This is a genomic window from Allobosea sp. LjRoot237, assembly GCF_964253285.1.
Classification (GTDB): domain Bacteria; phylum Pseudomonadota; class Alphaproteobacteria; order Rhizobiales; family Beijerinckiaceae; genus Allobosea.
In genome coordinates this window covers 4,456,245-4,472,614 of the sequence record NZ_CAXUQP020000001.1, presented here as the reverse complement: position 1 = coordinate 4,472,614, position 16,370 = coordinate 4,456,245, and the positions used below count along the sequence as shown (strand labels likewise).

Annotated in this window: 19 protein-coding genes; 3 read left to right on the top strand and 16 right to left on the bottom strand. The window is 64.5% G+C overall.

The features are described 5' to 3' along the window. Positions 1 to 33 precede the first annotated feature (33 nt). The 3 genes from ACSQ24_RS21820 to ACSQ24_RS21810 all read right to left on the bottom strand — a co-directional run bounded on the left by ACSQ24_RS21820 (position 34) and on the right by ACSQ24_RS21810 (position 2,649). Positions 34 to 966: a LysR family transcriptional regulator gene (locus ACSQ24_RS21820; RefSeq protein ID WP_436096709.1), complete on the bottom strand. Its 933-nt coding sequence runs from the start codon at positions 964 to 966 to the stop codon at positions 34 to 36. 72 nt (positions 967 to 1,038) lie between these two features. Further along, on the bottom strand, positions 1,039 to 1,794 hold the full coding sequence (locus ACSQ24_RS21815) for an ABC transporter permease (protein WP_436096708.1): 756 nt from the start codon (positions 1,792 to 1,794) through the stop codon (positions 1,039 to 1,041). A gap of 3 nt (positions 1,795 to 1,797) precedes the next feature. Continuing rightward, complete coding sequence (locus tag ACSQ24_RS21810; RefSeq protein ID WP_436096707.1) at positions 1,798 to 2,649, bottom strand: ABC transporter ATP-binding protein; 852 nt, start codon at positions 2,647 to 2,649, stop codon at positions 1,798 to 1,800. Between the two features lie 323 nt (positions 2,650 to 2,972). Between ACSQ24_RS21810 and ACSQ24_RS21805 the strand changes: the two genes are divergently transcribed. Then, positions 2,973 to 3,479: a MarR family winged helix-turn-helix transcriptional regulator gene (locus ACSQ24_RS21805; protein WP_436096706.1), complete on the top strand. Its 507-nt coding sequence runs from the start codon at positions 2,973 to 2,975 to the stop codon at positions 3,477 to 3,479. A 15-nt stretch (positions 3,480 to 3,494) separates the two neighbouring features. On the opposite strand, the gene ACSQ24_RS21800 is transcribed toward ACSQ24_RS21805, so the two are convergent. The 4 genes from ACSQ24_RS21800 to ACSQ24_RS21785 form a co-directional block, all read right to left on the bottom strand. Next, a complete protein-coding gene (locus tag ACSQ24_RS21800; protein ID WP_436096705.1) occupies positions 3,495 to 5,282 on the bottom strand; it encodes a thiamine pyrophosphate-binding protein in 1,788 nt (595 codons plus the stop codon). A 78-nt stretch (positions 5,283 to 5,360) separates the two neighbouring features. Next, positions 5,361 to 6,824: an aldehyde dehydrogenase family protein gene (locus ACSQ24_RS21795; RefSeq protein WP_436096704.1), complete on the bottom strand. Its 1,464-nt coding sequence runs from the start codon at positions 6,822 to 6,824 to the stop codon at positions 5,361 to 5,363. An 11-nt stretch (positions 6,825 to 6,835) separates the two neighbouring features. Further along, positions 6,836 to 7,303, bottom strand: coding sequence for an endonuclease domain-containing protein (locus tag ACSQ24_RS21790; RefSeq protein WP_436096703.1), 468 nt, complete (start codon positions 7,301 to 7,303; stop codon positions 6,836 to 6,838). A 155-nt stretch (positions 7,304 to 7,458) separates the two neighbouring features. Next, positions 7,459 to 8,793 (bottom strand): Rieske 2Fe-2S domain-containing protein, encoded by a 1,335-nt coding sequence (locus tag ACSQ24_RS21785; RefSeq protein ID WP_436096702.1) that lies wholly within the window; start codon positions 8,791 to 8,793, stop codon positions 7,459 to 7,461. A gap of 114 nt (positions 8,794 to 8,907) precedes the next feature. Here ACSQ24_RS21785 and ACSQ24_RS21780 point away from each other — a divergent pair, with 114 nt between their 5' ends. Together ACSQ24_RS21780 and ACSQ24_RS21775 are read left to right on the top strand one after the other, a co-directional pair. After that, entirely contained in the window at positions 8,908 to 9,867 is a 960-nt protein-coding gene (locus ACSQ24_RS21780; protein ID WP_436096701.1) for a PDR/VanB family oxidoreductase, read from the top strand. Positions 9,868 to 10,093: 226 nt separating this feature from the next. After that, positions 10,094 to 11,293, top strand: a complete 1,200-nt coding sequence (locus ACSQ24_RS21775) for a Gfo/Idh/MocA family protein (RefSeq protein ID WP_436096700.1) — start codon at positions 10,094 to 10,096, stop codon at positions 11,291 to 11,293. 18 nt (positions 11,294 to 11,311) lie between these two features. Here the strand turns inward: ACSQ24_RS21775 and ACSQ24_RS21770 are convergent, their stop codons facing one another. The 9 genes from ACSQ24_RS21770 to ACSQ24_RS21730 form a co-directional block, all read right to left on the bottom strand. Continuing rightward, positions 11,312 to 11,518, bottom strand: a complete 207-nt coding sequence (locus ACSQ24_RS21770) for a hypothetical protein (RefSeq protein ID WP_436096699.1) — start codon at positions 11,516 to 11,518, stop codon at positions 11,312 to 11,314. A gap of 606 nt (positions 11,519 to 12,124) precedes the next feature. Then, complete coding sequence (locus tag ACSQ24_RS21765) at positions 12,125 to 13,090, bottom strand: tyrosine-type recombinase/integrase (protein WP_436096698.1); 966 nt, start codon at positions 13,088 to 13,090, stop codon at positions 12,125 to 12,127. 556 nt (positions 13,091 to 13,646) lie between these two features. After that, positions 13,647 to 14,018, bottom strand: a complete 372-nt coding sequence (locus ACSQ24_RS21760; protein ID WP_436096697.1) for a hypothetical protein — start codon at positions 14,016 to 14,018, stop codon at positions 13,647 to 13,649. Continuing rightward, positions 14,008 to 14,298, bottom strand: coding sequence for a hypothetical protein (locus ACSQ24_RS21755; RefSeq protein WP_436096696.1), 291 nt, complete (start codon positions 14,296 to 14,298; stop codon positions 14,008 to 14,010). The genes ACSQ24_RS21760 and ACSQ24_RS21755 overlap by 11 nt, the downstream gene beginning before the upstream one ends. Then, positions 14,291 to 14,572, bottom strand: a complete 282-nt coding sequence (locus ACSQ24_RS21750; RefSeq protein WP_436096695.1) for a hypothetical protein — start codon at positions 14,570 to 14,572, stop codon at positions 14,291 to 14,293. The genes ACSQ24_RS21755 and ACSQ24_RS21750 overlap by 8 nt, the downstream gene beginning before the upstream one ends. Beyond that, positions 14,565 to 15,056 carry a hypothetical protein gene (locus tag ACSQ24_RS21745; protein ID WP_436096694.1) on the bottom strand — a complete coding sequence of 164 codons (492 nt, stop codon included), beginning with the start codon at positions 15,054 to 15,056 and terminating at the stop codon, positions 14,565 to 14,567. Before ACSQ24_RS21745 ends, ACSQ24_RS21750 begins: the two co-directional genes overlap by 8 nt. Before the next feature lie 15 nt (positions 15,057 to 15,071). Continuing rightward, positions 15,072 to 15,227, bottom strand: a complete 156-nt coding sequence (locus ACSQ24_RS21740) for a hypothetical protein (RefSeq protein ID WP_436096693.1) — start codon at positions 15,225 to 15,227, stop codon at positions 15,072 to 15,074. Positions 15,228 to 15,399: 172 nt separating this feature from the next. Beyond that, positions 15,400 to 15,726, bottom strand: coding sequence for a hypothetical protein (locus ACSQ24_RS21735; protein WP_436096692.1), 327 nt, complete (start codon positions 15,724 to 15,726; stop codon positions 15,400 to 15,402). Between the two features lie 58 nt (positions 15,727 to 15,784). After that, on the bottom strand, positions 15,785 to 16,327 hold the full coding sequence (locus ACSQ24_RS21730) for an HNH endonuclease (RefSeq protein ID WP_436096691.1): 543 nt from the start codon (positions 16,325 to 16,327) through the stop codon (positions 15,785 to 15,787). Positions 16,328 to 16,370: the final 43 nt, after the last annotated feature.

Here is a 16,370-nt window from a genome sequence, read left to right as displayed (position 1 = left end):
TGAGAACAAGACGTAGGCCGTATGGGAGGCGGTTCAGGAACCGACGCGACGGGCGAGCGAGCCCAGCGATTCCAGCAGATGCTCGGTGACCGAGGCGAAGAAGCGGTCGACCGCCTCTTGCTGGCGGAAAGCAGGCGCGTTGCCGGGCCTGATCAGGTAGAGCGTCCGCTTCGGCGGCTGGTCCGAGATGCGCTGCATGGCGAGCTTGCCGGTGCGCAGCTCCTCGATCGCCGTGCCATAGGGCATGATGCTCGCCGCCACGCCGCGCACGACGAGTGCCCGCATCGCCGGGACGGATTGCGCTTCGTAGACGATACGCAGCGGCAGCGAGAACTTCTCGGCGGCCGCCTTGAGCAGCTGCTGGACCATGTCGCGCTCACCGGCCTGCACGAGGTCGTGGCTCAGGGCCTCGGCCAGGGTCACCGTCTCCGGTAGAACGCCTTCGGCGATCGGCCTGATGAGGACCAGCTCCTCTTCGAACAGGGCCGTCCGCTCGATACCCGGGCGCGGCTGGTCGATGCCATAGGCGAAGGCCGCGTTCAGCTCGCCGCGCTCCATCGCGGCGATGAGGCCGTGGCTCAGTTCCTCGACCAGGCTGAGCGAGACCGAGGGCATGCCGTTCTTGGCGTCGATCAGCAAATCGGGGCCGAGCTGGAGCATGATGCTCGGCGTCAGCCCCATCGTCAGCATTTCCTGATCGTTCCCGGCCAGCGCTTTGACGTCGCGCCTGGCGTCCTCGACATCCTTCAGGATACGTCGGGCGCGCTCGAGCAGCAGCTCTCCCGCCTGCGTCAGCACGACGCCGCGCGAATGGCGCAGCAGGAGTTCGGTCTGGAGGTTCTGCTCGAGCTGTCGGATCTGCAGGCCCAGCGCAGGTTGCGCGACGTTGAGCTGCTCAGCTGCCTTGGTGATGTTCCCGACTTCGGCGATCCCGACGAAATATCGAAGCTGGCGGAGATTGATCACTGCCTCCCAGGCATGTCTTCTTGGCAGCCATCATGCGGCGCTTCAGCAGTCGCGACAAGGCGCAGCCTGCCGCTAGCGGCCGGGCCGGAGCCAGCGCTCCATGCGCTCGAGTGCCGCGAAAATCACGACGCTGACGAGGATGACGAAGACGATCGTCGCGAACACGCCGGCAAGGTCGTAGCGCTCCGCGAGGTCGTTGATCAGCTGGCCGAGCCCGCCGAAATTGATCAGGAACTCGACGCCGATCAGGTTGATCAGCGCGAAGACGAGCCCGAGGCGGACACCGACGAAGATCGTCGGTATGGCAGCTGGGAATTCGATCTTCCAGAACTGCTGCGAAGGGGTGAGATTGTAGCTCAGCCCGACATTGATCAGGCTCTTCCTGACGCCTTTCAGCCCTTCCAGCGTCTTGAGGATGACCGGAGCAAGGCCGGCCACGAAGCCCATCGCGATGATCGTGGCTGCGCTGCGCCCGAAGATGACAAGGAAGAGCGGATAGGCCAGCACCACGGGCGCGGCGGCGATCGCAGCCACCCAAGGCTCGGTCGCGAGCGCGAGGATCCGGACCTTGTAGAGCAGCACCCCGAGCGAGATGCCGACGATGGAGACGAGGACGCTCGCGGCCAGCGCCTCGCTCCCCGTCATCATCAATCGCTCCAGCAACTGTTCCTCGGCGAACAATCGGCCGAAGCTGCCGAGAACGGCCGAGGGCAACGGGATCACGAACTGGTTCAGGAGGCCCAGCAGCAGCAGGAGCTCGACAAACCCCAAGACGAGGCCGACCGTGGCGAAGCCGATCGCGAGAGGCGGAATTCCGGCGAGCCGCATGGTTCAGCCCTTCCGGCGGCGGGCGCCCGCCTCGGATTCGGCCATGCCGCGCGAGGCCTCCTCGCGCAGATCATGCCAGATTTCGGCGACATGGCGGCCGAAAGCCTCGCTGCCGACGACGTCGCCCGTGCGTGGCCGCGGCAGGCGGATGTCGACGATGCGCTTCACCTTGCCGGGGCGGAACGTCATGATGATGACCCGGTCGGAGAGCTGCACCGCCTCGGTGATATTGTGGGTGATCAGCAGGGTCGTCTGCTTCAGCGCCTCTTGAATCTTCAGGACCTTGTCGCCGAGCAGCAGGCGGGTCTGCTCGTCCAGCGCGGCGAAGGGTTCGTCCATCAGCAGGATCTTGGGCTCGAACACCAGCGTGCGGGCGATGGCGACGCGCTGGCGCATGCCGCCCGAGAGCTCGGCCGGGTAACGCTGCTCGAAGCCGTTGAGGCCGACCATGTCGATGAAGTGCCGCGCCGCCTCGTGGCGCTCGGCCTTGCGCACGCCCTTGACCTCGAGCGGAAAGGCGACGTTGTCGAGCACCGTCCGCCACGGAAAGGTCGATTCCTCCTGGAAGACCATGCCGATCGAGGGATGCGGGCCCGAGATCACGTCGCCGCCGACGCTGACCTTGCCCTCGTAGCCGCGCACCAGCCCGCCCAGAATGTTGAACACGGTCGACTTGCCACATCCTGACGGGCCGATGATCGAGACGAACTCGCCGCGCTCGACCGAAAACGACATGTCGTCGACGGCGGTGATGGCGCCTTCGCGTGTCTCAAAGCGCATCGTCACGCCGTCGATGACCAGGTCGGCCTCTTTCACGGTCTCGGCTAGACGCAGTTTGGCGGCCGAAGCGGACATTGTGCGCTCATCCCTTGGCTGGCCGTCGCTCATCGTCCCGAGCCTCGTCCAGCTGTTGTCGCAGCTGGGCGGCGCGCGACGCTGGCGCGCCCGGAACGGTCGAGGCCCGACTGAGTCGGCGGCATGTCATCCTTCCCTCGCGCGGCCGTCTTGGCTTCTGTTCGCGGCCTACGCAGTCGCCACGTTAGTGACGCCGCGCGGGCAAGGTCCAAGATTATCTTGCTTGGCCAGTCAAACTTTTCAGGATGGGCGGGTGCGCGCTCTATCGAGGGCGCGGATGCGGCCTATACTGGCTGGCCCTGACTTCGGAGACGTGAACGATCGTGGCGACGACGGGGAACGAGAACGGTGGACCGCCCGGAGCGTTGGACGACCTGCCGTTCGAGAGCAGCGTCGGCTACCAGCTGCGGATGGCGAACCGAGCGACACAGCGCTATCTGCAGAGCAAGATCGAGCCACACGGAGTCACCACGGGCATGTGGTACTTTTTGCGAGCGCTCTGGCAGGAAGACGGGTTGACCCAGCGCGAGCTGTCCCGCCGGATCGGCACGATGGAGCCGACGACGCTGGCCGCACTGGCCGCCATGGAGAAGGCCGGCCTGATCAGCCGCGAACGCGACCTGCATGACAGGCGAAAACTGCATGTGCTGCTGACGCCGAAGGGCCAGGCGCTCAGGGCCGAGCTCTTGCCTCTGGCGCAGGAGGTGGTCCAGCAGGCGACCGCCGGCTTCACGCCGGAGGATAACGCCCGTTTTCTCGGCTATCTCGCCGCGGTCCAGCGCAATCTCGCCGATATGCCGGACGAGCTTGATCCTGCCGGGGCCGCCTGAGCAGTCTCCCGGCTTTCAGCCCTTTGGCGTTTGCCCGGCATGGCGCGTCATGCCGGCCGCCATCGCCGCATTGTAGCCTGGCATGACGCGGGCATCGATCAGAACCGACGCGCCGGCCTTGGCTGCCTTCACTGCCTCGCTCACCGCATCGCGCAGGCCATCGACCGTCCGGATCGGGCCGATGCCCATCAGCCCCTGGGCCCTGGCGATGGCGGCGATGTCGATATCGGGCTCGTCGATGCGCTGGCCGATCCATTTGTTCTCGACCGGGCGCTGGCGCTGCTTTGCGACGCGTTCCTGATGGATCTCGTCATTGTAGAAGGAGCGGTTGTTCGAGATGATCGCGACGAAGGGCAGCTTGTAATGCGCTGCGGTCCACAAGGCGGAGGCTGCCATCATGGTATCGCCGTCACCGAGAACCGCCACCGGGAGCCGGCCCGAGCCCTTGAGCGCCAGGGCCGCGCCGATCAGCATGCCCGGCCCCGAGCCGATGCCGGCGCCGCCATCGATTCCGAGATAGTCGAGCGGGTGCCGGAAATGCCAGGCCTCGGTGGCCCAGCCGAGCGGCAAGCGAACCAGGCTGATCACCTCGTCCCGCAGCGCTTCGCCCATGGCTGCGGCGAGCGAAACGACGTCCAGTGGACGCTCGCCGTCGAAGGCGAGCGCCGGCAAGGTCGGGCGGATGGCCGGGGCCGCGCCGGGGCCGGCTCCCAATGCGTCGGCGATCAGGTGCATGGCCGCATCGGGATCGGCGGCGAGATGCAGATCGGCCGGCGCGAGTGCCTGATGGTCCATGCTCCAGCCATTGTGGAGATGGTGGTCCAGGGAAACGCTGATCACGCGGGCGGACAGGGGGCTATCGGTTTGGCGCAGGGTGCCGCCGAGATCGACCCAGTCGAAGGCGAGGATGAGGTCTGCGGCGCGGATGGCGTCGACCGCCTGCGCATCGAGGAAGAAGGACGGCTTGGCTGCGTGCAGAGGATGATCCGTCGGGAAGACGGCCGCGGTCTTGATGTCGGTGAGGACGGAAGCGCCGAGATGCTCGGCCAGCGCGACGCGGCGGGCCCAGTCGCCCTCTGCGCGCGACATCCGGCCGAACAGGATGAGCGGCGCCTTCGCCTCCCGCAGCAGGGCGGCCGCCTGGCTGATCTCGGCGGCTGCGGGGACGCTCGGCGATGCCACCGCGAAGCGTCTCGGGTCCGGCAATGGCGGCATCTCATCGAGCCGCTTCTCCTGCATCGAGACGTCGAGGCAGACATAGGTCGGGGCCTGCGGCGCACTGCGCGTGAGGTTGGTCGCGCGGATCAGCGCGTCGACCGTAGCCGCGACCGAGACGGGCTGGTCGTCCCATTTCACATAAGGCCGGATCAGGGCCCCCTGGTCCTTGGCTGTGTGCAGCCAGTCGATCCAGGGCCTGCGCTCGGCCGCGTCGACCGGGCCGGTCGCGCCGAGGATCAGCATCGGCACGCGATCGCACCAGGCGTTGTAGATCGCCATCACGCCGTGCATCAGGCCGACATTGCTGTGCAGGATCACGCCCATCGGCTTGCCCGTCACCTTGGCGTAGCCATGGGCGACGGCGACGGCATGCTCCTCATGCAGGCACAGCAGCATTTGCGGCTGCTGGTTGCCGAGATGATTGACGAGGCTGTCGTGCAGGCCGCGGAAGCTGGAGCCGGGATTCAGCGCGAGATAGGGGATGTCGAGCGCGCGCAGCATCTGCGCGACGACGTCGCTCCCCCAGATGCCGTTGTCGCTCGCCGCAACGGGCACATCGATACCGGACAGCGTCAGGTCGTTCATGGCGGTTCCCCGGATGGTTCTTGCGAACGACGCTGAGACCGACTGCCTTGGGCAGTGATCCCGCCCGCCCCTGACGCGTCAGCTCGGCAGTTTCAGGCTGACATGGATGTTCTTTTCCTGGGTGAAGGCGATGAGTTCGCCAAGGCACTCCTCGCGGCCGATGCCCGACTGCTTCCAGCCCCCGAAGGGCGTGCCCAGGAAATGCTTCGCGACCTCGTTGATCCAGACGAAGCCGGCCTCCGCCGCCAGCGCAGTGCGGTGCGCCTTGACGAGGTCATTGGTCCAGATCGAGCAGGTCAGCCCGTATTCGACGCTGTTGACCGTCTCGAGCATCTGCGCCTCGTCGCTCCAGGGCATGACCGAGAGGACCGGGCCGAAGATCTCCTCGCGCGCGATCCGCATCTGCGGCGTCACGTCGGCGAAGATCGTCGGCTCGATGTAGAACCCCCCGGCGAGCCTGGGGTCGTCCGGCACGCGGCCGCCGCAGACCAGCCTGGCGCCCTCGGCCGTCGCTGAGGCGATGAAATCGAGGATGCGGGCGTGCTGCGTTCCGCTGACGATCGCACCCATGGTCGTCGCTTCGTCCGTGGGAATGCCGGGCACGAAGCCGGAGAGCTTCTCCGGCAGCCTGGCGAGAACTGCTTCGTAGATATCGCGGTGGATGAACGCCCGGGTGGTCGAGCCGCAGGACTGGCCGCACCAGGTGAAGTTCATGCCGCCGACGACGGCCGCAGCCACCCGCTCCGGATCGGCGTCGGCAAAGGCGATCAGCGCGTTCTTGCCGCCGAGCTCCAGCAGCACCGGCTTGATCGTGTCGCTCGCCGCCTTCATCACGGCGCGGCCGGCCTGGACGCTGCCGATCAGCGCGACCTTGTCGATGCCGGGATGACTGGCGAGAGCGGCTCCCGCCTCCCGCCCGCCGGGCACGACGCTGAGGACGCCCTGCGGCAGCAGGCCGCCGATGAGCTCGGCGAGCCTGAGCGAGGACAGCGGCGCCTGCTCCGGCGGCTTGATGATGACGGCGTTGCCGGCGGCCAGCGGCGCCGCCATCTTGCCGGCGCAGAACATGAAGGGGTGGTTGAAGGCGAGGATGCGGGCGACGACGCCAAGCGGCTGGCGTACCGTGAGATTGATCGCATCGGGCCCCATCGGGATGGTGTCGCCCTTCATCTCGGTGACGAGGCCGCCGAAGAAGTCGAGCTGTGCCGCGGCGATGGCGGCGTCGCCGATCATCTCCCGGATGGGATTGCCGCAATTGGCGGCGTCGAGAGCCGCGAGTTCGCGGGCATTCTCGCGCACGACCGCGGCGATCGCCTTCAGGATGCGTCCGCGTTCGAGCGGCGGCACCTGGCGCCACGCCCTGAAGCCCGTCCGCGCCGCAGCGACCGCAGCATCGATATCGGCCGCAGACGCCTCGGCGACATCGCAGATGGGCTCGTTCGTGCCGGGGTTGAGTGTCGAGGCATAGCGTCCGGACAAAGGATGACGCCAGTTTCCACCGATATAGAGGCTGCGGCCGGTCGGCGCGGGCTTGTCGAGCATCGGCAATCTCGTCAGCAGATGTAAGGCTCTTCCCCTCCCCCTCGTGGGGAGGGGATAGGGGTGGGGGGCGTCGGACCGGGTTCCAGCGTTCCGATCAAGGCGGCATGGATCGTGTCGATCACCATGTCCGCCTCTGTCATGACCTGTCGGTTGGTGAAGCGCAGAACCCGAAAACCTCCGGCCTCCAGCCAATTTGTCCGGGCTTCATCGTAGCGTAGCGCTGCCTCGGCCCCGTGCTGATCGCCGTCGACTTCGACGATTAGCCGGGCTCGCAGGCAGAGAAAATCGACGACGTAGGGTCCAAGCGCTACCTGCTTGCGGAAATGCGTATCCTCCTGCGGAAGCCGCTTGCGCAGCAGCATCCAGAGCTTTTTCTCCGGCTCGGTCAGCATCCGGCGAAGCGACGGAGCATGAAGTTGCGCGGATGGCGATGCGACGGCCTTCTTGTCTCGCGCAAACGGCATCGCCCGCTGTCCCATCGAAGTGTCCTGCTTTTCGCCCCCCACCCCTGCCCCTCCCCACAAGGGGGAGGGGTTCGCCGGAGCTCGCGTTGCCACACTCCCTCATGACTGCAGCGCGATCCAAGACTTTCGCGATTGGTCACCGATACGGGAACGTGCTGGCGCGGAACGCCTCAACCCCGCGCAGCCGCCATCTCGGCCTCGGTCTCGTCCTGCTCCATCCCGTCGAGCACCGCGACCTCCTCGCTCGACGCACCGAGCTTGCGCCAGTCCTCGCTCTTGGGAACGATGCCCTGGTAGGAGCGTAAGCTGGCCTGCGGGATATGCGGCTGGATCAGGCCGATGGCCTCGCTGCCGGCGGCGTGCTTGCGCGCGGCATCGATCATCACGCGGCGGAACTGGACGATGGCGATGTCGCTGGCGCCGAGGCGCTCGCTGGTGCGATCGGCGATCGGCCCCATCGATTCCCACATCATGATGTCCTGGTTCGGAATCCCCGGCACGCCGGTGAAATCCCCCAGCTTCATCGCCTTGCGGTCCTGCAGGTAGTTGTTCGCCTTGTTGCGCAGCATCGGCTTGTAGGCCTGGTCGAGATCGATGCCGATTTGCGCGACGCAGAACTTGCGCCAGCTTTCCTGGTCGATGCAGTCGTCATTGCCCCAGGCGATGAAGTGGAAATAGCTCGAGACGTCGTCCTTGGGCACGATCACCGTGGCGACATTGTAGGAGGCGTTTGGCGGGATCAGCGCCGCGAAGGGGGCGACGAAGACCGTCAGCCGGATGTAGTCATGCGTCTGCGCGTTGACGATCGGCCGCCGGATCGCGGCGTAGCGAAAGCCGTAATTCGTCAGCTGAACCTGGATGCGCGGGTTCTTGTCCGTCGATGGCCGCGTCCAGTGCGTCGCCGTCGTGCCCGCGGTGGTCACGCGGGCGGGCTTCATGTCCGATGAGTGCAGGCTGGAGGAATGGGCGGAATCGATCTGCCCTTCCATGATCTGCGCCCAGTTGCACGGCAGGTCGATCTTGACGATCGAGACCTTGGCCTCCGGAGTCGGAGCCCAAGGCGGCGCCTCGAACTCCGGCATCAGTTCCCTCGGCCCCATATAGACCCAGATGAAGCCGCCAGCTTCTTCAGTCGGATAGGCCTTGTGCTGGACCTTCTCGGCAAAGCCGCTTTCGGCCGGTTCAGAGACCATCTCCAGCACTTTGCCGTCCACGTCGAACTTCCAGCCATGGTAGAGGCAGCGCAGTCCGCATTCCTCGTTGCGCCCGAAGAACAGCGAGGCCTTGCGATGCGGGCAGAACTCGCCGAGCACGCCGATGCGCCCGTCGGTGTCGCGGAAGGCGATGAGGTCCTCGCCGAAGAGCCGGACGCGAACCGGCGCCCCGTCGCTCTCGATGAGCTGTTCGGAGAGCAGCGCCGGCACCCAGTGCCGCCGCATCAGGCTGCCCATCGGGGTGTCGCCTTCGACGCGGCAGAGCAGTTCGTTCTCTTCGCGGGTGAGCATGCGGATCCCTCCCAAAATGCGCTTCGGACTAGCCAGCGTCAAATTACTTAGATATCTAAGTGTAAGATTAGTCCGGTTCGAAACGCTTGTCGAGAGCGGCTCGCGGAGGGGAACATGACCGAGGAAGCAGCGACCATCCGGGTCACGATCGCGGACAAGCAGATGGTCGCAGAGGACATCTGCCTGTTCGAGCTGCGCCCGGCCGACGGCGGCCCATTGGCGCCGTTCACGCCCGGCGCCCATCTCGGCGTCAGGGTCCCCGCTGGCGAGATCAGGAAATACTCGCTCTGCAACGATCCGGACGAGGCCGATCATTACGTCATCGCCGTCAAGAAGGAGCTCGGCGGCCGTGGCGGCTCGATCAGCCTGATCGACAGGACGCGTGTCGGCGACGAGATCGCGATCACGGTGCCGCGCAACGATTTCGCGCTGGAGCCCGGTCCATCCAGCTACATCTTCATCGCCGGCGGCATCGGCATCACGCCGATCCGCGCCATGATCAGGCATCTGCTGGCGACGCGGGCCGAGCCGTTCAAGCTCTATTACTTCACGCGCAGCCCGGAGATGATGGCCTTCCGGGACGAATTCCTGACGCCGGAGTTCCGCGGCAAAGCGGTGATCCACCATGACGGCGGCGACCCGGACAAGGCCTATGATCTCTGGCCGGTCCTGGAGGAGCCGAAAGGCGCCCATCTCTATTGCTGCGGGCCGCGCGGATTGATGGAGGCGGTGCGCGACATGACCGGGCACTGGTCATCGGCCGCCGTGCATTTCGAGGATTTCGGTACGGTCGGGGTTCGGCCGGAAGACAATACGCCGTTCACCGTCGTGCTGGCGAAAAGCGGAGAGCGCCTCAAAGTGCCGGCCGACAAGTCGATCCTCGAGCGGCTGCGCGAGGCCGGCAAGGTGCTGCCCTCATCCTGCGAGAGCGGCACCTGCGGCACCTGCAGGACGCGGCTCGTCTCGGGCGAACCCGAGCATCGCGACCTGGCGCTGGCCGAGCATGAGCGCGCCCGCAACATCATGATCTGCGTGTCGCGGGCAAAGTCGCCCGAGCTGGTGCTGGATTTGTGACGATGGCCGCAAGACCAATGCGAGACATCGCCGAAGAGAGCTCTTCCCTTCCCCCTGGTGGGGAAGGGAGAGGGATGGGGGGCGTTCCGCTTGGTGAGCGCTCACCAAGTCGTTCGCCCCCCACCCCTACCCCTCCCCACGAGGGGGAGGGGGTTCCCGCGCCTCGGCCTCCTGCACCCCGCGACTTCCGCCCGGCCGGTCGTGACCTCGATCGAAAGCTGCCGCGATGAGCGAACCGCTGCGTCTCGGCGTCATCGGCCTCGGCCGCGCTTTCATGCTGATGCTGCCCACCCTGGCGCGTCATCCCCTCGTGCGGCTCGTCGCCGCCGCCGATCCGCGCGAGGAGGCGCGCCGGCAATTCGAGAGCGATTTCTCTCGGCAAGGTGCGCCGGCACGCAGCTATGACAGTGTCGAGAGGCTCTGCGCCGACGACATGGTCGAGGCGCTCTACATCGCCTCCCCGCACCAGTTCCATGTCGCCCATGTCCGCCTCGCGGCGGCCCATGGCAAGCATGTCCTCGTCGAGAAGCCGATGGCACTGACCATCGCCGACTGCCAGGCGATGATCGAAGCCGCTGATGCCGGCGGCGTGCATCTCCTCGTCGGGCACAGCCATTCCTACGACGCACCCTATCTCAGGACCGCAGAGCTGATCCGTTCGGGCCGCTTCGGCCGTGCCCGGATGATCACGGCCTCGAACCACACCGACTTCCTCTACCGGCCGCGCCGGCCGGAGGAACTCGACACCGCGCAGGGCGGCGGCGTCGTCTTCAGCCAGGGCGCCCATCAGGTCGACATCGTCCGGCTGCTGGGTGGTGGGCTGGTCTCGACCGTGCGGGCCACGACCGGCCGATTCGACCCGGCGCGCCCGACGGAAGGCGCCTATCAGGCACTCCTGGTTTTCGCGGACGGAGCGAGCGCGGCGCTGACCTATAGCGGCTATGGCCGCTATGACAGCGACGAGCAGCTCGGCTGGATCGGCGAGATGGGCCAGCGGCGCGATCCCGAGAGTTACGGCACCGCGCGGCGCGGATTGGCTGAGGTTTCGACGCCGGAGGAAGAGGCGGCGCTCAAGAACACCCGCACCTATGGCGTGGCGAAGAGCCCCGTCGCCGCGCCAACGGCGGCGCTCGGGCACAATCATTTCGGGCCGATCACGGTCTGTTGCGAACGGGCCGACCTTCGCCCACTGGCCGAGGGCGTGATGGTCTACGCCGACGACCGCCGCTGGCTGGAGCCGCTGCCGGCGCCGACCGTGCCGCGCGCCGAAGTGGTCGATGAACTTTATGCCGCCGTCAGGTCCGGCGTCGCGCCATTGCACTCCGGCGCCTGGGGCATGGCGACCCTCGAAGTCTGCCTCGCGATCCTGGTATCGGCGCGAACCGGCCGCGAGATCGCGCTCCAGCACCAGGTCGCGCCGGGCTGAGCTGGCGCGGCAAGCCCGCTACAGCCGGTTGGCCGGCTCCTCCGGAGCGGGATTGTTGGCGTTCGAGGCGAGGATCGCGATCGTGTCCTGCTCGGCGGCCGCGGCGCTCTTATAGCGCGGGGCCGTGGTCACCAGCGGACGTTCTGCGTCGGCCGGATAATAGATTTCGATCGCGAAGCGGCCGGTTGCGTGATCCTCGACGGGCTCGATGCGAATGAGCGGCATGATGGACCCTCCTGGCTGGCACGCCTGATCGCAGGACTAGACCGCGCGCGGCACGTCCGGTCCAAGACAAAAAGACTTCTCCTGCCAAGCATTTTCATGCCGACGCCATGCGAGCGCTGGAGCTCCAGCCGCTTCCTCACGGCATTTGCAATGCCATAAGGGGCAGGGGCCCTAGTGGTGCCGAGGGCTTCAGCGGTTTTTAGAGGGGATGGGCTGGTGCTGCGAGAGAGGATTGAACTCTCGACCTCTCCATTACCAAGGGAGATACTGAAAGTAAATTATCGCTATATTGCTAGGGTTAGTGGGGTGGTTTTGGCGTTGCGCGGAATATGCACGGATACGCATTTGCTAACCTCGGACAATACTAGAACGAAAAAGGACCGGGCGCAAGGCTCCGGTCCTTTTGTTAGTGCCATCCGCGGAAAGCCCGCCAAGCTATTCGGGCTCTTGTGTATCGAGTAACCGCTAATCCGTATGCGGACGCTTCCTTGGGCGTGGGCGGCCACGATGTCGCCCTGGCCTCGTCCAATTGCCGACATCGCCCGTCGAAAACAGCCTTGAGTCTCCGCCTCCGCCTGCGACGGGCGTCGCCCTCATCCATGGATGTCACGCCCGCCTCTCCTTCAAATCATTCCGCGCCCCTGTGCCCGGAACCAACCGCCCCGACAGCTCCAAAGGATCCTCCCACCACCAGCACTCTCGCCAGACCTGCGGAACTTTGATCGTGTTGATTGCGTCAATAAGCGGCCTTTGCGGAACGTGGGTGTAGCGCCGAGACATGTCGTCGACAGCATGCCCAAGTATCTGATCTTTGACGTACGGATGCACGCCATTAACCACGAGCTGAGTTGAGACGCTGTGCCTGGCCGTATACGGCGATACGTCTTTGATTCCGGTCCGCCGACGAGCGCCAGCAATCGCCGTTTTGATCTGGCCGCCGGCGTTCTCCATGATGGGGTACGGCTCGCCACGCGGCTTGCGAAACACCGCCCCGCCCCGGGCGCAGAGAGAGTCGAACAGCGGCACTAGGAACTCGTGAATCGGGATTCCGCGGCCTTCGCCAATCTTGGACTTGCGCAGCGTGATCCATCGTTCCGGCACGTTGACCATATCGGCCTCGAGTACGAAGAGCTCAATGGGTCGCATGCCTGTGAAAAATAGCGCGGTCATGAGCATGGCTGGCGCAGGCGACATAGCGCCCACGAACCGGGCCGCGTGCTCGTAGTTGGTCGGGGCGCTGCCCGACCTGAAGCGCTTTAGCTCCTGCACGTTTGTGCCCTTGGGGCGCTTAGGCAGCCGCCACTTCTTTTCCTTAGCCCAGCCCTCAATCGCGGCGTAATTCCACACGGCTCGAAACGGCGCGTAGAACTGGCGTACCTTCGTGTCTCGTAGCGCTGTCGGGTAAAGCCGATGCGCGAGGCCGTCCAGGCTCTCCTGCGTGATGCTGGCTAGCTTCTTGCCGCGCAGTTCTTCGACTAGTCCGCGCGGCTTGCCGTCGGCGCCGACTTCCATCAGAAACCTATCGGATCCGCCTGCGGCAATGAACGCTGCCGCGGCCCGGTCGAATGTCATCGTCTCCTTTAGACCGTTTACGGTCTCGTCTAGGAGGCGTGACTCCTCTTTGATCCGGAGCGTTTCAGCCGCTTTTCGGTCGCTCGTGCCACAAGAGATAAATACGCTTTGTCCTCGGACTGTACCGCGGAGATACCAGTTGTCGCTGCCTTTGCGCTGGACGAGTCGGAGCGGCATCGCATCACATCCCAAATTGCTAAAACGTCGCTGTCGCTAAAGCGAATGTCGCGACCAAAAACAGTACACAGTCCATGCCGCCTGGCTACTCGGCTGACGGCGTGCCGGGTGGTCTTTAGATAGTCCGCGGCCTCACCGAGCGTGAATACGCGCCCCAGCGGCCCGTTGTCGTTGGCTGCGGTCATGTAAGGCGCCCCAACGATTTCGCGGCGACTACAAAAGCTACCAACCCGGCGAACCAGTAAAAGCTACTCAGCATAAACATCAGGTAGCTCGAGATTCGAAACGGACCTGAATCGCGATCGATCTGCCTGGACACGGCGTTACAGGTGTAACCAGCGGCGAATAGTCCGAGCGCCAACGGAAAATACCAGTTCATCTACCGCTCTCCCGCCGCTGAGAGCATGGCGCGCCACCCCACTGCCTTGAACTTGGAACTGCGCTTTATTGTAAGGATATCGTCGGTGTGCGACGACGGCTTGTGCCGCCAGCAGATCCGAACCTCTCCGTCCTTGTCGACCGCGTAGAACTTCGTGCCCCACGGCGCGAACGGCGCGCTCGCGATGTCGTGCCACCCCTCCGCCTCCTTCGGCTTGGCGGCCTCGTAGGCGAGGATGGCGGCGCGCGCGAGAGCCGGAGCCGTGGTCGCGCCGTTCAACCGCTCTTCCTCGGGGAGCTTCCATTGCCGCCAGATGGCATCGATCGCGGCGTCCAAGCCGTTCGGGTCTAGCCCCTTCAGGTCAGTCGGCATGGCTGCTGGCCTCCTTCCAGGCAAGATCGAGTTGTTTCGCCAACGCCTCAGCTTCTTGCTCGGTGTTGGCCACATCATAGAGGATCAGGCTATTCGGCCAGCGACCGTACACGCGGTATTCGGTGCGTGGCGGGAAACTGAACGGTACGGCCACCTTCAGGATGCGGTATCGACTGGAGAAGAAAGCCAAGATCAGAACGGTGATGCTGATGAGCATGCCGAGGATCAGCGCAAGGTTCGCATAGCCCCGCGCAGTCGTGGGGATCAATCCTTCAAACATCATCTCCTCCGTTGCTGCTGGTGGTGGGGCGCAGGGCTTGGCGGCCGGCGCGTTCAGCTAGAAGTCCCGCGAGCCGCGATCGATGCTGCGGTTTCGTGCTCGCGAACCGGATGCAATGCCCGAGGTGCCGGTCCTCCATCTCACTGATGTAGAGGATTTGGCTGCGGTCGCGCTGGCGCCACTGATCGGCTGAGCAACGCGGCTCGTCCTCGTGTCGTTGCGCGTGCCAATCCCGCTCCTTCGGATCGGGCAGGAAGTTCGTCAGCTCACCCACGGTCCACCTCCTCGCCGGAGCGGGCTCGCCGCCAGTAACCGCGGTGATCGGACGGGAAGCCGTGGCTTAGCGCGGCCTCGACGTCGTACAGCGCAGCCAAGTACCCGCCTGCGAAGCCTTCGGACGACAGCCCGGCGGCATCCGCTTCGGCGGCGGCGAGGGCCGCGGCGATCCGAGAGGCTTCGGAGCGGAGGAATTCGCATTCCTCCATCCGAGCGGCGCGCATGGCTTCGCGCTCGGTGGTTAGTTCGATAATCCGATCAGCACGGCGATCCATGCATGCGAGCCGTTGCTCGCTCTGAGCGGTCACCGCCGCCACTTCGGCGCTCAGCTTGTCGAGGCGGTCGGCGGCACGCAGCTTCAACTCAGACGGCGGGATATAGCGACGAGGCTCGTGCCCGTAGGTGAATACCTCTTGCGTGGCACGCAGTTCCGCCACCAGGTCAGCATCGCACGCGGTCGTCGGAGGGAGAGGGGCGGTCATGCTGCGGTCCTCACATCAATGCCAGTTGCGCGGATCGTCGAGCGGGTCTGACTTGTCAGTCCACCGCGCCCATGCGTCGCCAATTGCTTTCGCAATGAACACAGCCGCGCTGCCCGCCAGGAAGCTGAAGGCCGCGACCACAACGACGCCGCTTTTGGTTGCTACGAGCATCAAACCGGCTCCTGACGAGAGTCTTCTCTAGATTCTGGAAACACCTCAGTGGCACCTGCGCATCTCGCGTCTTTCCACCCGTCCCGCCAGTCCAAGCTTGCCCCCGCTTGGTAGTCATCACCACGAACGAAAGCGTTCCAACCCTCGTCGTAAAACTCCCAGTTGTCTGCCATCAAACCGGCTCCATTTCGGGCTGCGGCTGGTTTGCCGGGTTCAGCATGTTGGTGAAGATTTCGATTGAGGTTTTGCGCTCGACTAGCGGCCTGAAACGAACGGCTGCGTACCCGGTCAAGCCGTCGTAGATTTCGAATGCGATAGGCGCGCGGCAGATTTCTGCCAGCCATACCAGCGCTAGACCGTGTGCTCTGAAGCACCTCTTGATGGTATAAATCTCGCCTTCGACCGGCTCCTCACCGGGATACCAGTCGCGGGAAACAGGGTTGAGCGCTCGTGGGTCTGCGTTAACGCAGACAACCCTCTGTCCGACACGAAACGTCACCACCACGCCTCCCAAGTCGTTGCCAATCCCGTGAGATGGTTCCATGTGAAGAGTAATTTCATAGCGCGAGCACCATCCTGGCTTCGTAATTGTCGTTGTCAGCATTCGTTCGCGCGAAATCTCCGAACAATATTTTTGCACACTTGTCGTATGCGTCGGCTGCGGATTGAATTGTCGTAAAGCCGCTGACACGAATATTTACTAGATAAGTTCCTGTCTCTGGGTGGAAGGAAACACCCTTCTTGCCGACATTGCTGTTACGATTCGGTTTCCTGTTTCTTGAATTCTCTGCGTGAGTTGCCTCGCGCAAATTTGACCAAGCATTGTTGGAGCGGTTTCCGTCGATATGATCGACGATTTCCTTCGGGTCTCGGCCAGTCATGATTTTCCATGCAAGACGATGAGCGGAAAATACATCCCCATTTATGGAGATCAAGACGTACCCAGCAGAGTAGCCGCCCGCTTCTTCGCCTGCCCTCTTTCGATGGCGACCTAGTCTATCTCTTACATACAGAAATTTGCCAGTCTCCGGATCGTAAGAGACAATAGCTAGGATTTCATCCACATTTGGAAGGTTTCGCCTGCTTCTTTCTCTACCCATCTATATGGACTCCCGTTGCGGTCCATATAGTGGTCACACAATC

What these genes read in the sequence shown, in the direction of transcription:
- ACSQ24_RS21815 (WP_436096708.1), bottom strand. Translation starts at nt 1,794, where the DNA reads ATGCGGCTCGCCGGAATTCCGCCTCTCGCGATCGGCTTCGCCACGGTC.
- ACSQ24_RS21810 (WP_436096707.1), bottom strand. Translation starts at nt 2,649, where the DNA reads ATGTCCGCTTCGGCCGCCAAACTGCGTCTAGCCGAGACCGTGAAAGAG.
- ACSQ24_RS21800 (WP_436096705.1), bottom strand. Translation starts at nt 5,282, where the DNA reads ATGAACGACCTGACGCTGTCCGGTATCGATGTGCCCGTTGCGGCGAGC.
- ACSQ24_RS21795 (WP_436096704.1), bottom strand. Translation starts at nt 6,824, where the DNA reads ATGCTCGACAAGCCCGCGCCGACCGGCCGCAGCCTCTATATCGGTGGA.
- ACSQ24_RS21790 (WP_436096703.1), bottom strand. Translation starts at nt 7,303, where the DNA reads ATGGGACAGCGGGCGATGCCGTTTGCGCGAGACAAGAAGGCCGTCGCA.
- ACSQ24_RS21785 (WP_436096702.1), bottom strand. Translation starts at nt 8,793, where the DNA reads ATGCTCACCCGCGAAGAGAACGAACTGCTCTGCCGCGTCGAAGGCGAC.
- ACSQ24_RS21780 (WP_436096701.1), top strand. Translation starts at nt 8,908, where the DNA reads ATGACCGAGGAAGCAGCGACCATCCGGGTCACGATCGCGGACAAGCAG.
- ACSQ24_RS21775 (WP_436096700.1), top strand. Translation starts at nt 10,094, where the DNA reads ATGAGCGAACCGCTGCGTCTCGGCGTCATCGGCCTCGGCCGCGCTTTC.
- ACSQ24_RS21770 (WP_436096699.1), bottom strand. Translation starts at nt 11,518, where the DNA reads ATGCCGCTCATTCGCATCGAGCCCGTCGAGGATCACGCAACCGGCCGC.
- ACSQ24_RS21765 (WP_436096698.1), bottom strand. Translation starts at nt 13,090, where the DNA reads ATGACATTCGACCGGGCCGCGGCAGCGTTCATTGCCGCAGGCGGATCC.
- ACSQ24_RS21760 (WP_436096697.1), bottom strand. Translation starts at nt 14,018, where the DNA reads ATGCCGACTGACCTGAAGGGGCTAGACCCGAACGGCTTGGACGCCGCG.
- ACSQ24_RS21755 (WP_436096696.1), bottom strand. Translation starts at nt 14,298, where the DNA reads ATGTTTGAAGGATTGATCCCCACGACTGCGCGGGGCTATGCGAACCTT.
- ACSQ24_RS21745 (WP_436096694.1), bottom strand. Translation starts at nt 15,056, where the DNA reads ATGACCGCCCCTCTCCCTCCGACGACCGCGTGCGATGCTGACCTGGTG.
- ACSQ24_RS21740 (WP_436096693.1), bottom strand. Translation starts at nt 15,227, where the DNA reads ATGCTCGTAGCAACCAAAAGCGGCGTCGTTGTGGTCGCGGCCTTCAGC.
- ACSQ24_RS21730 (WP_436096691.1), bottom strand. Translation starts at nt 16,327, where the DNA reads ATGGGTAGAGAAAGAAGCAGGCGAAACCTTCCAAATGTGGATGAAATC.